Genomic DNA, 14,935 nt, shown 5'->3' on the forward strand with positions numbered 1-14,935 from the left:
GAAGGCGGCGGCATGAACGACCTTGGCGTCATCGATCGCTTCATGGAGACTTTTATCCGCTATATCGATAGCGGGTTCGGTCTTCTTTCGGTCGACGTCGCCTTCCTCACCACCATCCTGATCGGCATTGACATCACACTTGCCGGCCTGGCCTGGGCATTCGGCGGCGAGCCCAACATTCTCGGCCGCCTCATCCGCAAGGTGCTCTATGTCGGCGTCTTCGCCTTCATCCTGAACAATTTCAAGAACCTCGCCGACACCATCTACCGCTCCTTTGCCGGCCTCGGCATCAACGCATCCTCCGGCAATCTCTCCGCCGACAATCTCCTGCATCCAGGCCGCATTGCCGCGACCGGCTTCGAGGGCGCTTGGCCGCTTCTCGATCAGGCGAGCCAGCTCCTTGGCTTCCCGGAAATCTTCGGCAACGCGCTCACCATCTTCGTGCTGCTCATAGCCTGGTTCCTGGTCATCATCGCCTTCTTCATTCTGTCGATCCAGCTCTTCATCACCATCCTCGAGTTCAAGCTCACCACCCTGGCTGGCTTCGTACTTGTGCCCTTCGCGCTCTGGAACCGATCGGCGTTTCTCGCTGAACGCGTTCTCGGCAATGTCATCTCGTCGGGCATTAAGGTGATGGTGCTCGCGGTGATCGTCGGTATCGGCTCCACGCTTTTCGGCGAGTTCGCTTCGGCGCTCCATGGCAAGGAGCCGGATCTGGCGGCGGCCATGTCACAGGTGCTGGGCGCGCTGGCGCTTCTCGGGCTCGGAATCTTCGGCCCTGGGATCGCCTCGGGCCTAGTCTCTGGCGCACCGCAGCTCGGGGCCGGCGCCGCGCTCGGGACCACGGCGGCCGCTGCCGGATCGGCGCTCGTTGCCGGGGGAGCTGCCTTTGCCGGTGTGCGCTTGGCAACCGGCGGCGGGCTTGCCGCCGTCCGAGCCGGCACGACCGTGGGCTCGGCAGCTTCCTCGGCTTGGCAGCTAGGACGAGCAACCTCGCCCGACTCCGGCCTGTCCGGTGTGGCTGCTGGAATGCAGGGTGTGGCAAGCGCCGCCGGCGGCGCCGCGATGCGAGCAGCAGGATCTGCTGCGGGGAGCTTCGGGCCTGGCGTCAATGCCGGGCGCGAAGCCGCATGGACCGCCAGCGGCGGTGCGCCGACCGCGTCAATGACCGGAGGTCCGGCCGGTTCTGCTCCTACTACCGCGCCCAATTGGGCGAGACGCATGCGCGCCGAACAGACCGCTCGTGCCCATCGCCACGCCGCCGTCCAAGCCGTCCGCGACGGTGACAGACCGGGCGGCACCGCCAATCCCTCTCTCAATGACAAGGACGACTAGATGCTCTTCAAGCGACCCGTTCAACGTTACGGCAAGACGCCCGAGCCGGTCACGCCATATCAGAAGGCCGCCCAGCTATGGGATGAGCGCATCGGCTCATCGCGGGTGCAGGCCCGGAATTGGCGGCTGATGGCTCTTGGCTGCCTGGCTTTAACGACTGGGCTCTCCGGCGGACTCGTGTGGCAGTCGATGCAGAGCCGTGTCGTGCCATACGTCGTCGAGGTCGACCGCTTCGGTGAGGCGCGCGCCGTTGCATCGGCAATCCGGGACTACGAGCCGTCCGATGCACAGATCGCCTGGCATCTCGGCCGCTTCATCCAGAATGTCCGTTCGATCTCCACCGACCCAGTGCTGGTACGGCAGAACTGGCTTGCGGCCTACGACTTTGCCACGGACCGGGCGGCGCTTTTCCTCAACGAGTACGCCAAGTCGAACGACCCCTTCGGTAAGATCGGCACGCGCAGCGTGTCGGTGCAAGTGACCAGCGTGATCAGGGCTTCCGACAGCTCGTTTCAGGTCAAATGGACTGAGCAGGTTTTTGAGCGCGGCAGCCTTGCCAGCACGACGCGCTGGACCGCGATCCTCACCATCGTGATCCGCCCCCCGAGCAATACCGACCAGCTGCGCAACAACCCGCTCGGCGTCTTCATCAACGCCATCGACTGGTCGCGTGAGCTCGACAGCGCCGCGCCAACATTCGTTTCCCCGAAGGAGCCTGCAAATGACAAATAGAGTCCCATCATTCCGTGCCGCGCTACTCCTGTTCGCGTCAGCAGCCGTCCTTCCCGCTTGCGCCTCGAAGCCGGTGCCACCGCCTGAGATTTCCTACGATGCTGCCGATTTCAAACCAGCCGCGATCGAAAAGCCGCCGGAGAAATCGGTGAAGATTGTCCAGGTCCCAAAGCCGCTACCGCTACCGGGCCAGTTGCAGCCCGATCCGGATAAGGTCGCTGAGGAAAAGCGCTCCCCTGAAGAAAGGGTCACCGATGCCAACAAGGCGGCGACGCAGCAACCCACGAGATATGGCTATGTCAATGCGGTCCAGGTCTATCCCTTCACCGACGGCGCACTTTATCAGCTCTACGCCGCGCCGGAGCGCGTCACCGATATCGCTCTACAGCCGGGCGAGAAGCTAACAGCCGTGTCGGCTGGTGACACCGTGCGCTGGGTGATTGGCGACACCGTCAGCGGCACCGGTGACAATCAGCGCACCCATGTGCTGGTCAAACCGTTCGCCCCGGCGCTTAGCACCAATCTGGTGATCACCACGGAACGGCGCACATACCATTTGCAGCTTCAAAGTACCGAAAAGACTGCCATGGCGGCGATCTCCTGGACTTACAGCGAAGACCAGATCATCGCGTTACGCCAGCGGAATGCGCAGGCCGACGCCGCCATGCCGGCAGCTTCAAATGTGGCGCTCGAAAACATTCGCTTCCGCTACTCGATAAACGGTGACACGCCGCCTTGGCGGCCGATGCGTGCCTTCGACGACGGCAACAAGGTTTATATCGAATTCCCGCGGCGCATTGATCAGGGTGAGGCACCGCCACTCTTCATCGTGGGTGCTGACGGGAGCAACCAGCTCGTCAATTACCGCGTGCGCGGGAACTATTACATCGTCGATCGTCTCTTTGCCGCCGCCGAATTGCGCCTCGGCGTCAAGCAGCAGCAAGTGGTCCGCATCACCAGGATCGACGGCCGGCAACCGCCGCGGCGAATACCGCTCTTCGCGCGGTCCAGCAGGTGAGGGGAGCACTCATGACCGACAGTTTCCCACCAGATGCACCGCCGAAACTCGATCCCGAGCAGCTGCAGTTGCGGGCTTCTCCTCGCCGCGCGGTGCGGTTCAGACGCGGCGTGATCGTCGCCATCGCTGCACTTGGATCTGGCGCAATTCTGGGCGTCACGATGATAGCGCTTCAGGGGACGGCGTTGCGCATCAGAGAGCAGGCGGAAGACCTCTACAACACCGAACGTAAGCCAACCGCGGAGGGACTTGAAACGCTTCCCAAGGACTATTCCGTAATGAAGCCGAAGCCTGCCGTGCTTGGGCCACCTCTGCCCGGCGATCTCGGCCGCCCCATTCTTGAACGCCAGCGACAGCTTGGCATTGCCCCGGGGCAGGAGGCCTCCGCCGAGGAGGACCGGCTTGCCCAGCAGGCGATCGAGGCACGTGAGTCGCAAGTCATGTTCCGGATCGAGAACCGGCCCAGGGAAACGAAGGTCGCCGACAATGCGCAGGGAGCGCGGCCGCCGTTTGAAGCACCACTTGCACAACCCGACGCGGGAGACGCCAAGGCTTCCGTTGCACCGGCTGAGGGTGATCAGAACAATCAGCAGCGCAAGCTCGACTTCGTCCAGCAGAGCACAAATGGGATCTATAATCCGCACGCGCTGCAGACTCCGGCTTCGCCCCACCAGCTGATGGCCGGCAGCGTGATCGCCGCAAGCCTCATCACCGGCATCAATTCCGACCTGCCTGGCCTCGTGGTTGCACAGGTCACCGAGAATGTGGAGGACACAGTCACCGGCAGCACCTTGCTCATCCCGCAGGGCTCGCGGCTCATCGGCACCTATGACAGTGTCGTCGCTTTTGGACAGAAGCGCGCGTTGCTAGTCTGGCAGCGCATCGTGATGCCCGACGGGTCGTCGATTGAAATCGACAATCTGCCAGCGACAGATACTGCCGGCTATGCAGGGCTGGAGGACCAGGTGGATTTCCACACCTGGCAGCTGATCAAGGGAGTTGCTCTAGCCACGCTGTTGGGCGTCGGCACCGAGTTGAGCTTTGGAGAAAGCGAAAGCGACCTCGTCAAGGCGATCCGGGAATCCACTCAACAGAACGTCAGTCAAGCTGGCCAGCGCATCACCGAAAAAAACCTCAATATTCAACCCACCATTATTGTCCGTCCTGGTTGGCCGCTGCGCGTCATCGTGCACAAGGACATCGTGCTACGACCATACACAAATTGAATAGGAGCCGCTCATGGCGAACTTGAAGTTAGGAAAGCTTCCGGACCGGACGCCTTCCAAGATCACCATCACCGTCAGCGCGGGCCTCAGCCAAGCACTGAAGGACTACGCGGCGCTTTACCGACAGACCTATAATGAGTCTGAGACAGTAGCTGAGCTCATCCCATTCATGCTGGTCGGGTTCTTGGAAGGCGATCGCGCGTTTGCCAGGGCCAGAAAGGAAAGCTTGCCTGCCGCCGGCACGTCAGAGAAATTGCGACGCGTGTCAGGTTCAGGTTCCGAGTAATCGAAGGCTGAGTAGCGGAGCCGCAATGGGGTGCGTCGATGACATTCAGTGAAAGAATCGCGCGAACAATCCAAGGTCCTGGGCGGATACAAACTGGAGCCCTGCCTGCGGGTTCCGGCGGGCCTCCTCTGCCATGCGACCCCCATTGGGAATACACGCGTCGTCAAAGGATCATAAAGTGGCGCCCTATGTCTCGCCAAGCCTGGCAGCTAATTCCGGTCTCATTTGGTGGTCCGTCGTTTTTGCCTCGCCGGAAGTCTGGACTCGTCAAAGAGTCAAAGCCCTGATTTCGGTCAGCCTCCGCACGGACAAACTGCCGCAAGGATTTCTCTGCCATCGCTTGCTATCCTGCCGAACTTGGGATCGATGGCGCGAGCGTAATGACAGTACAGCAGGACATTCACAGTTCCGGCATTCCCGTTCTTTGCCTGTCTTGCGCCGCACGGCATCGCGGGATCTGTGGTGCGCTCGATCGAAACCATTTGGTTTGGCTCGCCAAGACTTCGTCGCGGCACAAAATCGAGCCGGGGGTCGAACTGATCGCCGACGCCGCGGCTGTTGACAGCTATTCAAACATGCTTTCAGGCGTTGTGAAGCTGACGAAGTGCCTTTCGGACGGCCGCCAGCAGATTGTCGGTCTTCGGTTCGCACCGGATTTTCTGGGCCGGCCCTTCAAGGTGAAAAGCACGATCAATGTGGAAGCGGCAACCTCCGTCTCGCTGTGCTCGTTTCCGAAGGCGGCCGTTGAACGGATAATGAAGGAATCACCGGAACTCCAGCTTCGCTTGCTCAAGCAGACGCTCAACGAACTCGACGAGGCACTTGAATGGATGGTGACTCTCGGGCGCAAGACCGCACCCGAGAAGGTGGCGAGCTTTCTCCTCATGATCGCCCAGAATATGGATTCCAGTATCGACCCGGCGGCTAGGTCCTCATGCTTCGATCTGCCCCTGACACGTGCCGACATCTCTGATTTCCTTGGACTGACGAACGAGACCGTGAGCCGCCAGCTTACGCGATTGCGGGCTGACGGCGTGATCCGGATCAAGAACAACCGCCATGTAACGGTGGACAGCATGATCCGTCTGGAGCAGCGCTGCGGCGGCCGAGGCTCGCGGCAACCGGCCTTTGAGACCTAAGCGCCTACGTCGCTTATTGCGATCCGCGGCAGGACGTGCTCGCGTTCGAAAGCGATGTGTCGCCGCAAGCCTTCGAAGAAGCCTCGTAGCATGAACCCGACAGCTTCCGGGCTCTCTATCGGATTACCATGACCTATCGCTAGGAGCGTTTCGGCCACCGCGCTAGCGAAGCATTGATCCTCAAGGTGCTCGACGCGCAACCGGCTGGTAGAGGCAAGTTTGCCCTCGGCCGGCGTCAACTGCGCCTCATACGCAGGGAAGACGACCGTCTCCTCAAACCCATGAATGTCACGGAGCAGCGGAACGATTTTCTTGGCCGTTCCAAGACATTTGAGGCGGTCGACGTTCGGCAGTGCATCGGCAATGCTTCCAGTGAGTCGCAGAGATTCAGCTTTTCCCGATGGGCACGCTTCATGACCTCGCCCGGAATCGCCTCTGTGCCGGCCCGACGCGGGAAGCTGCACTTGTCCGTGAGTGGGGTCGCCCGTGCTGCGTTTCCTCGTTCAAATCGCCACCTTCTGATTCACCGAACTCGATGCTGCCCGAAGCAAAATCGCGCGGCTCTGACATGGATCAGGGCAAGCAGGCGGCAACTAGGGAATTAATGCACCGCGGATTTAGCGTGGCGCATTGGAATCCTGGTCGGGGACATGTCATGAAATTTGGCACGGAGATCGTCCTTCTAAGCCTGTTTGCCTTTGGCGCCCTCGTAGCTGCCGGCCTGGGGGTGGATGAACCTTTTCGCCAGCACATGTGGGTTTTGTTCTTCGCCGTGGCTGGCTTCACTGCGATCCTGCTGCGCAATACGGATTTCAAGCCCGCGGCGCCGATCGACCCATCCGCCTATGTGGATGGTCCAATCCGCTACGGCGCCATCGCGACGGTGTTCTGGGGCGTCGTCGGCATGCTCGTCGGCGTGCTCATCGCGCTGGAGCTTGCGTACCCTCAGCTTAATATCGGCCCTTGGTTCAATTTCGGCCGTTTGCGCCCGCTGCACACATCGGGAGTCGTCTTCGCCTTCGGCGGCAACGCACTGCTTTGCACATCGCTCTATGTTGTCCAGCGCACCTGCCGCGCCCGGCTGTTTGGCGGCAATCTGGCCTGGTTCGTCTTCTGGGGTTACCAGCTGTTTATCGTCATGGCCGCGACCGGCTACCTGCTCGGCATCACCGAGGGCCGCGAATATGCCGAACCCGAATGGTACGTGGACCTCTTGCTGACCATCGTCTGGGTTGCCTATCTCATCGTGTTCCTCGGCACCATCCTGAAGCGCAAGGAACCGCATATCTACGTCGCCAACTGGTTCTATCTATCCTTCATCGTGACCATCGCGATGCTGCATGTGGTCAACAACCTGTCGATGCCGGCCTCTTTCCTCGGCTCGAAGAGCTACTCCGCCTTCTCCGGCGTCCAGGACGCCTTGACGCAATGGTGGTATGGCCACAATGCGGTCGGCTTCTTGCTGACGGCCGGCTTCCTTGGCATGATGTATTATTTCGTGCCCAAGCAGGCGAGCCGCCCGGTCTATTCCTACCGGCTGTCGATCATCCACTTCTGGGCGATCATTTTTCTCTACATCTGGGCCGGCCCGCACCACCTGCATTACACCGCCTTACCCGACTGGGCGCAGACGCTCGGGATGGTGTTCTCGATCATGCTGTGGATGCCGTCATGGGGCGGCATGATCAACGGCCTGATGACCCTGTCGGGCGCCTGGGACAAGCTGCGCACTGATCCGATCATCCGCATGATGGTGATGGCAGTCGCCTTCTACGGCATGTCGACCTTCGAGGGTCCGATTATGTCTATTAAGACGGTCAATTCGCTGTCGCACTACACGGATTGGACCATCGGGCACGTCCATTCCGGCGCGCTCGGTTGGGTCGGCATGATCTCGTTCGGCGCGATCTACTACATGGTGCCGAAACTGTGGAACCGTGACCGACTCTATTCGCTGCGGCTCGTCACCTGGCACTTCTGGCTGGCGACGCTGGGGATCGTCGTCTACGCCGCGGTGATGTGGGTGTCCGGCATCATGCAAGGCCTGATGTGGCGCGAATACGACGAGCAGGGGTTCCTCGTCTACTCCTTCGCCGAAACCGTCGCGGCCATGCATCCCTACTACGTCATGCGTGCCATCGGCGGTGCCATGTACCTCTCCGGTGCCATGATCATGGCCTGGAACATCACCATGACCATCCTCGGATACCAGCGCGAAGAGCAACCAATGCCGGGTTCCGAGCCCGCCCTTCGGCCGGCCGAATAGGGAGCCAGACAATGGGCTTGACAGACAAACACGCGATCATCGAGAAGAACGCCACGCTGCTTCTCGTTGGCTCTCTTCTTGTCGTCACCGTCGGCGGCATCGTCGAAATTGCACCGCTGTTCTATCTCGACAACACGATCGAGAAGGTCGAGGGCATGCGTCCCTACTCGCCGCTCGAACTTGCCGGACGCAACATCTATGTGCGCGAGGGGTGCTACCTCTGCCACAGCCAGATGATCAGGCCTTTCCGGGACGAGGTCGAACGCTACGGCCACTACAGCCTGGCGGCTGAGTCCATGTACGACCACCCCTTCCAGTGGGGCTCGAAGCGCACCGGCCCTGACCTTGCACGAGTCGGCAACCGCTATTCCAACGAATGGCACGTTCAGCACCTTGTGGATCCACGTTCGGTGGTGCCGGAATCTATCATGCCTCGCTATGCCTTCCTGAAGGACGCTCCGATCGAGGTGAAACACTTCTCGACACATCTGGTTGCGAACGCGGGTGTTGGCGTCCCGTACTCCGATGACATGATCGCGCACGCCAATGCCGATCTAATGGCCCAGGCCGACCCGAATGCCGATAGCTCCGGCCTCGAGAAACGCTATCCGAAAGCCAAGGTCGGCGATCTGGACGGCAATCCGCAGCAGGTGACCGAGATGGATGCCCTCGTCGCCTATCTGCAAATGCTGGGAACACTGGTCGATTTCAAGACCTATGACGATGCAGCCGGCTACCGCTGAGGGGGACGCAATGAGCTATGATTTGATGCGGGAATCCGCGGACAGCTGGGGTCTGCTTGCTATGGCGCTCTTCTTCGTCGGCAGCATTGCCTTTGCCTTGCGTCCCGGCGGCAAAACACAGGCCGAGCAAGCCGCCCAGATTCCACTCAAGGGCGACCGAACATGAGCAACGAGCACATCGACGAAGTCTCGGGCATCTCAACGACCGGTCATGAATGGGACGGGATAAGGGAGCTCAACAACCCATTGCCCCGATGGTGGGTGATAACCTTCTACATCACCGTCGGTTGGGCGGTGGCTTATACAATCGCGTATCCCGCTTGGCCCATGCTGTCTTCCGCAACCAAGGGTGTGCTTGGATATTCCAGCCGCAACGATGCCAAGAATGAGCTGGCGGCGGCGGAAGCGGCGAAAGGCAAATACGCCGCGGCGGTGGGCTCGAAAAGCGTCTCTGAAATTGCGTCGGACTACGCCTTGCGCGAATTCGCGGTCGCGGCCGGCGGCGCCGCATTCAAGGTCAACTGCACGCAGTGCCATGGCTCCGGCGCCCAAGGGTCGAAAGGTTTTCCAAACCTGAACGACGATGACTGGCTGTGGGGCGGCACGACCGAGCAGATCCAGCAAACGATCGCGCACGGCATCCGCTTCGCGTCAGATCCGGACACGGGCCTGTCGGAAATGCCGGCCTTCGGCGACATCATCACCGCCGATCAGATCGCACAGGTGAGCGCCTATGTTGCCAGCCTTTCCGGCAAGGTCCGCGATGCAAGTCTGATTCAACCCGGCGCCAAGATTTTCGCAGAAAACTGCGTCGCCTGTCACGGCGACAATGCGAAAGGCAACAGGGAACTCGGCGCACCCGACCTGACCGACGCGATCTGGCTCTACGGATCGGGCGAGACAGCCGTCGCCGTCCAGGTCCGTGCGCCGAAGCACGGCGTCATGCCGGCCTGGATCGGGCGTCTCGGCGAGACCACGGTTAAGGAAATTGCGGTTTATGTGCATTCGCTTGGCGGCGGAGAATAGGAACGGAAGCCTATTCTCAGCCCTCCCCCGCCAAGCGACGAGGCCCGGCTTTGCCGGGCCTCGACACCATTCCGGCATGCGGCGAGTTGTACCCTGCTGCAAGGCGACGCGGTCCCATTCGGCGAAGCGGGCTCGCTGCAAGAGCGGACGTCTGTCGACGCGGACAAGTCCGCCGCACAACGATGCATAAGCCGTGGGCAAGTGGAGATACAGGTGCCGGATAAAACGCAGATGGAGCGGCTCGAGGCAAAAGTGGTTAACTCCGCCAAGACACGACAGCCGCTCTATGCACCGCGCAAGAAAATCTTCCCCAAGCGCGCCTCGGGTAGCTTCCGCCGCTTCAAGTGGCTCGTGATGGCGATCACGCTGGGCATCTACTATCTGACTCCCTGGCTGCGCTGGGATCGAGGACCGTTTGCTCCTGATCAGGCCGTGCTGATCGATCTTGCCAACCGCCGCTTCTATTTCTTCTTCATCGAGATATGGCCGCAGGAATTCTACTATGTCGCCGGCCTTTTGATGATGGCCGGAACCGGCCTCTTCCTGATCACGTCCACCGTCGGCCGCGCCTGGTGCGGCTATATCTGCCCGCAGACGGTATGGGTCGATCTTTTCGTGGTGGTGGAGCGAGCCATCGAAGGCGATCGCAATGCCCGCATAAAGCTCGACGCCGGCCCATGGACGGTGCGTAAACTGGTACTGCGCGTATCGAAGCACGCCATCTGGCTGGTCATAGCGGCAGCCACCGGCGGCGCCTGGATCCTCTATTTCGCCGACGCGCCAACGCTGATCAGCGAGGTATTCACCGGCACCACCGCTCCGGTCGCCTACGTCACCATCGCGGTGCTGACGGCGACCACCTACACGTTCGGCGGGCTGATGCGCGAGCAAGTCTGCACCTACATGTGCCCGTGGCCGCGCATCCAGGCTGCCATGCTCGACGAGAATTCGCTCACAGTCACCTACAATGACTGGCGCGGCGAACCTCGTTCGAGGCACGCCAAGAAGGCCCACGCGGTCGGGCAGCGGCTCGGCGACTGCGTCGATTGCAATGCCTGTGTCGCGGTGTGCCCCATGGGGATCGACATTCGCGACGGCCAGCAGCTCGAATGCATCACCTGCGCGCTGTGTATCGACACCTGCGACGGCGTCATGGACAAGCTCGGCAAGGAGCGTGGGCTGATCTCCTACGCAACGCTCTTTGACTACAATGCCAACATGATGCTGGCGACAGCAGGCGGCTCCAGTTCGATCAATCCGTCGCTGGTCAGGACTGCTGTCGGCACCTTCTGCGATCAGGTGGCGTATTTTCACATTCGCAAGATCTTTCGGCCGCGCACCTACGTGTACATAGGCCTGTGGTCGATGATCGGGCTGGGCCTGCTCTATTCGCTGCTGACGCGCGATAGGCTCGAACTGAACGTCCTGCATGACCGCAATCCACAGTTCGTGACGCTGTCCGACGGTTCGATCCGCAATGGCTATACCGTCAAACTGCTCAACATGATCCCCGAGCCAAGGACAATCATTGTCGCGTTGCAGGGCTTGCAGGGAGCCGAAATGAGCGTCGTCGGCAGTGATCTGCCGGCAGATCGCTTCTCCAGCATCGCGGTCGAACCCGACCGGCTGAAGATACTGAAAATTTTCGTGCGCCAGCCAGCGGGTGAGGTGCGACATGTTGCACAAACCTTCAAGTTCCGGGTCGAGGATAAGGCGAACTTCGAATCGGACGAATACACGGCCACCTTCAACGCACCGGAGATCGCCAGATGAGCACCCATACGCGAAATACGCGTGAGTTCACCGGCAGGCATATGCTGCTCACCATTCTCGGCTTTTTCGGCGTGGTTGTCGCCGTCAACCTGACCATGGCGGCGCTCGCTAGCAAAAGCTGGACCGGTCTTGTCGTCGAGAACACCTATGTGGCCAGTCAGCTATTCAACAAAAAGGCCGAGGAAGGGCGCGCGCAGGCGGCACTCGGCTGGACCGGCAACCTGACGATCGCTCGGAGTGAGGTCCGCTACAGCTTAAGCGATGCCACCGGCAAGCAGGTTCCCGTGCATGGCGTGAAGATACTGTTTCGTCATCCCGCTTATGAGGCCAAGGACAAGTCCGTCACTCTTGCCTTTGCTTCGGCTCAGGAGTTTGCAGGACAGGATGTGCCTGAGGATGGCGTCTGGATCGTCGAAGTCGATGCCGACGTCGGACTCGCGGAGCCCTATCGCGACGTTCGCCGGATCATGATTTCGCAAGGAGCGCTGCAATGAGCTGCTGTGCACCCGGCGCGGAACTGCCGATGGATCTGACCGGTACCACATCGGTCCTGCCGTCTGGCCAGGAGATCAGATTGGCGAGCCACTTGGTTGGCGATGATCTTCGCCAGATCGACCTTTCAGTTCCGACAGTTCATTGCGCAGCCTGCATCCAGACGATCGAGAAGGCATTGGGAAAGCTCGATCGCGTCGAGAGCGCCCGCGTCAACCTGTCGACGAAACGGGTCTCGGTCAGATGGCGTGGTTACGACGTGCCACCGTTCGTCCTCGCGCTTGGGCGGCTAGGCTACCAGGTGCATCTGTTCGACCCCGAGGTCGGCGACAAGAACAAGACATTATCCGAACTGATCCGCGCGGTCGCGGTTGCTGGTTTTGCGGCGGGCAACATCATGCTGTTTTCGGTCTCGGTCTGGTCCGGCGCCGAAGGCGCGACCCGCGACTTGTTCCACTGGGTCTCTGCGCTGATCGCCCTCCCAGCGCTTGCCTTCGCCGGCGGCATTTTCTTCCGCTCGGCCTGGAACGCGCTGCGCCACGGCCGCATGAATATGGACGTGCCGATCGCGGTCGGGGTGTCGCTGGCCTACGCCATGAGTCTCTATGAGACGATCAATCATGGCGATCACGCCTATTTCGACGCGTCGGTATCGCTGCTATTCTTCCTGTTAATTGGGCGTACGCTCGATCATGTCATGCGCGAGCGGGCCCGGACCGCCGTAAACGGTCTGTCGCAGCTGGCGGCGCGTGGTGCCATGGTGCTGCGCGGCGAGGGCGCGCGCGACTACCTGCCGGTTGTCGAGATCGAACCGGGAATGCAGCTGCTCATCGCAGCGGGCGAAAGGATTCCTGTCGACGGACAGATCATTCGGGGATCATCTGATCTCGACTGCTCCCTGGTCTCCGGCGAAAGCACGCCCAGAAACGTGGCGCCAGGCGTCCTCGTGCAGGCTGGGGTACTCAACCTTACCGGCTCGCTCACGATTGAGGCGACAGCCGCCGCGAAGGACTCGTTCCTGGCGGAAATGGTTCGGTTGATGGAGGCGGCGGAGGGCGGCCGCTCGCCCTATCGCCGCATCGCCGATCGTGTCTCCGCCCTCTATGCTCCGGTGGTCCATCTCACGGCCTTAATAACATTCATCGGTTGGATGGTTGCGGTCGGCGACTGGCACCTGGCAATGACGACTGCAATTGCCGTTCTCATCATCACGTGTCCATGTGCGCTCGGCCTCGCCGTGCCGATCGTGCAGGTGGTCGCGGCGCGGCGTCTGTTCGAAAGCGGCATCATGGTCAAGGACGGTTCGGCCATGGAGCGCCTGGCGGCGATGGATACGGCGGTGTTCGACAAGACCGGAACGCTCACGCTCGGACAGCCCCGGCTCGTCAATGCGTCGTCGATCGATCCGGCCGTGCTGGCGATCGCCGCCGATATGGCCGCGCATTCGCGTCATCCGTTTTCAAAGGCCATAGCCGGTTTTGCCGCTGCTGGGGGGCAGCACAAGTTCGATGCCGTCACAGAGCATCCGGGGTTTGGAATTGAAGCCACTGTCGCCGGAAGTATCTGGCGGCTGGGCCGGCGCCGATGGGCTAGATGTAAGGCCCGAACCTATGGCGAAAGCGGGCATGGCGGAACAGTTCTGACGAAAGACGGGGGCATTGTCGCATCCTTCGTTTTCGAGGATGCCTTGCGCCCCGATGCCGGGGCTGCCTTGGCGCAGTTGAACGATGCCGGGGTTTCGGTCGAAATGCTGTCGGGCGATACCGCAGACGCCTGTGGCGATGTCGCAAGAATATTGGGCATCGACAGTTTTGTTTCGGCGCTGCTGCCGTCCGGGAAGGCTGAGCGGATCGAAGTGCTGACAAAGGCCGGCCACAAGGTCCTGATGGTGGGCGACGGGCTCAACGACAGCCCAGCGCTGGGCGCGGCGCACGTCTCGATCGCTCCAGCCACCGCCGCCCATGTGGGCCGCAACGCCGCCGATTTCGTGTTCCTGCGTGAAAGCCTTTCGGCGGTACCCCTTGCGCTGGGCGTCTCGCGAAAGGCAGGGCGGCTGATCCGCCAGAACATAGCCATCGCGATCATCTACAACGCCGTTGCCGTTCCGATCGCTATCCTCGGCCACGTCACGCCGGTAATCGCGGCGGTCGCGATGTCCGCCTCATCGCTGCTGGTAATCGGAAACGCGCTGAGGCTGCAGGGCTTTATGCTCGCCGAGCTGACAAGGGCTTCTTCGGCAAGGCGTTCCGGCATTCGCTCATCAGCGCGGGCGTCATGACGACACTCGTCTACCTCATACCAGTCGCCCTATTTTTGGGCGCACTGGGGCTGTCTGGCTTTCTATGGGCGTTGAGAAGTGGCCAATATGAGGATCTTGATGGAGCCGTTCAGCGCATCCTCATCGACCAGGACGACAAGCCCGGACGCTGAGCAACCGCCGCTGAAGCCTGCGCCGGCGGAACACCGACGGAGCACTGTGAAGGAGATCGCGCCATAGGCCATGGCCTAATGCACTGTCAGCCGCCTGGGCAAGGAAGGGCGAACAGAATGAAGTCAGTCATTGGTGTCCGCCGTGAAAGTGCCGCCGTGTGTAGCCTTGCGAATGGGCGATCGGGCTTGGCTCCGCGGCAGAGAAGGGGCGGCATCGCTGCCGCCCCTCGAGATTGTTGCAGGTGCGTGGACCTTAGAAATCCATACCGCCCATACCGCCCATACCACCCATGCCGCCGGGCATGCCGCCCGGCATACCGCCGGCAGCTTCCTTCTTCGGAGCTTCGGCGATCATGGCTTCGGTGGTGACGAGCAGGCCGGCGACCGAGGCTGCGTCCTGGAGAGCGGTGCGGACGACCTTGACCGGGTCGACGATGCCCATGGCGATCATGTCGCCATATTCGCCGGT

At 61.2% G+C, this 14,935-nt stretch carries 15 protein-coding genes and 1 pseudogene; 14 read left to right on the plus strand and 2 right to left on the minus strand.

From position 1 onward, the window contains the following. Window positions 1–12 precede the first annotated feature (12 nt). From trbL to CK215_RS28520, 6 genes are all read left to right on the plus strand, one after another. Window positions 13–1,335: a P-type conjugative transfer protein TrbL gene (gene trbL / locus CK215_RS28495; RefSeq protein ID WP_095802349.1), complete on the plus strand. Its 1,323-nt coding sequence runs from the start codon at window positions 13–15 to the stop codon at window positions 1,333–1,335. Beyond that, window positions 1,336–2,067: a conjugal transfer protein TrbF gene (gene trbF / locus CK215_RS28500; protein WP_095832905.1), complete on the plus strand. Its 732-nt coding sequence runs from the start codon at window positions 1,336–1,338 to the stop codon at window positions 2,065–2,067. Then, entirely contained in the window at window positions 2,057–3,085 is a 1,029-nt protein-coding gene (trbG, locus tag CK215_RS28505) for a P-type conjugative transfer protein TrbG (RefSeq protein ID WP_095828286.1), read from the plus strand. Before trbF ends, trbG begins: the two co-directional genes overlap by 11 nt. 11 nt (window positions 3,086–3,096) lie before the next feature. Further along, on the plus strand, window positions 3,097–4,311 hold the full coding sequence (locus CK215_RS28510; protein WP_095832906.1) for a TrbI/VirB10 family protein: 1,215 nt from the start codon (window positions 3,097–3,099) through the stop codon (window positions 4,309–4,311). 13 nt (window positions 4,312–4,324) lie between these two features. Next, window positions 4,325–4,597 (plus strand): DUF2274 domain-containing protein, encoded by a 273-nt coding sequence (locus CK215_RS28515; RefSeq protein ID WP_095832907.1) that lies wholly within the window; start codon window positions 4,325–4,327, stop codon window positions 4,595–4,597. 380 nt (window positions 4,598–4,977) lie between these two features. Beyond that, entirely contained in the window at window positions 4,978–5,736 is a 759-nt protein-coding gene (locus tag CK215_RS28520; RefSeq protein ID WP_095825950.1) for a Crp/Fnr family transcriptional regulator, read from the plus strand. Here the strand turns inward: CK215_RS28520 and CK215_RS28525 are convergent. Next, on the minus strand, window positions 5,733–6,200 hold the full coding sequence (locus CK215_RS28525) for a hemerythrin domain-containing protein (RefSeq protein WP_245418860.1): 468 nt from the start codon (window positions 6,198–6,200) through the stop codon (window positions 5,733–5,735). The genes CK215_RS28520 and CK215_RS28525 overlap by 4 nt on opposite strands. A 191-nt stretch (window positions 6,201–6,391) precedes the next feature. On the opposite strand from CK215_RS28525, the gene ccoN reads away from it, so the two are divergent. From ccoN to ccoS, 8 genes are all read left to right on the plus strand, one after another. Then, the gene (gene ccoN / locus CK215_RS28530; RefSeq protein ID WP_095776528.1) at window positions 6,392–8,002 is read left to right on the plus strand and encodes a cytochrome-c oxidase, cbb3-type subunit I; all 1,611 of its coding nucleotides are present in this window, start codon (window positions 6,392–6,394) and stop codon (window positions 8,000–8,002) included. Window positions 8,003–8,013: 11 nt separating this feature from the next. Next, window positions 8,014–8,745 (plus strand): cytochrome-c oxidase, cbb3-type subunit II, encoded by a 732-nt coding sequence (gene ccoO, locus CK215_RS28535; protein WP_095776527.1) that lies wholly within the window; start codon window positions 8,014–8,016, stop codon window positions 8,743–8,745. A gap of 10 nt (window positions 8,746–8,755) precedes the next feature. Continuing rightward, window positions 8,756–8,911, plus strand: a complete 156-nt coding sequence (locus CK215_RS28540) for a cbb3-type cytochrome c oxidase subunit 3 (protein ID WP_095776688.1) — start codon at window positions 8,756–8,758, stop codon at window positions 8,909–8,911. Beyond that, the gene (gene ccoP / locus CK215_RS28545; protein WP_095832908.1) at window positions 8,908–9,771 is read left to right on the plus strand and encodes a cytochrome-c oxidase, cbb3-type subunit III; all 864 of its coding nucleotides are present in this window, start codon (window positions 8,908–8,910) and stop codon (window positions 9,769–9,771) included. The genes CK215_RS28540 and ccoP overlap by 4 nt, the downstream gene beginning before the upstream one ends. Before the next feature lie 231 nt (window positions 9,772–10,002). Beyond that, window positions 10,003–11,544, plus strand: a complete 1,542-nt coding sequence (ccoG, locus tag CK215_RS28550) for a cytochrome c oxidase accessory protein CcoG (RefSeq protein ID WP_095832911.1) — start codon at window positions 10,003–10,005, stop codon at window positions 11,542–11,544. Further along, window positions 11,541–12,038, plus strand: coding sequence for a FixH family protein (locus CK215_RS28555; RefSeq protein WP_095776525.1), 498 nt, complete (start codon window positions 11,541–11,543; stop codon window positions 12,036–12,038). Before ccoG ends, CK215_RS28555 begins: the two co-directional genes overlap by 4 nt. Next, on the plus strand, window positions 12,035–14,314 hold the full coding sequence (locus tag CK215_RS28560; protein WP_095776524.1) for a cation-translocating P-type ATPase: 2,280 nt from the start codon (window positions 12,035–12,037) through the stop codon (window positions 14,312–14,314). The genes CK215_RS28555 and CK215_RS28560 overlap by 4 nt, the downstream gene beginning before the upstream one ends. After that, window positions 14,311–14,466 carry a cbb3-type cytochrome oxidase assembly protein CcoS gene (ccoS, locus tag CK215_RS28565; RefSeq protein WP_095776523.1) on the plus strand — a complete coding sequence of 52 codons (156 nt, stop codon included), beginning with the start codon at window positions 14,311–14,313 and terminating at the stop codon, window positions 14,464–14,466. The genes CK215_RS28560 and ccoS overlap by 4 nt, the downstream gene beginning before the upstream one ends. A gap of 253 nt (window positions 14,467–14,719) precedes the next feature. On the opposite strand, the pseudogene groEL reads toward ccoS, so the two are convergent. Then, window positions 14,720–14,935, minus strand: a pseudogene (gene groEL / locus CK215_RS28570) (chaperonin GroEL); the annotation flags it as partial.

Source organism: Mesorhizobium sp. WSM3864, from assembly GCF_002294955.1.
Taxonomy (GTDB): domain Bacteria; phylum Pseudomonadota; class Alphaproteobacteria; order Rhizobiales; family Rhizobiaceae; genus Mesorhizobium.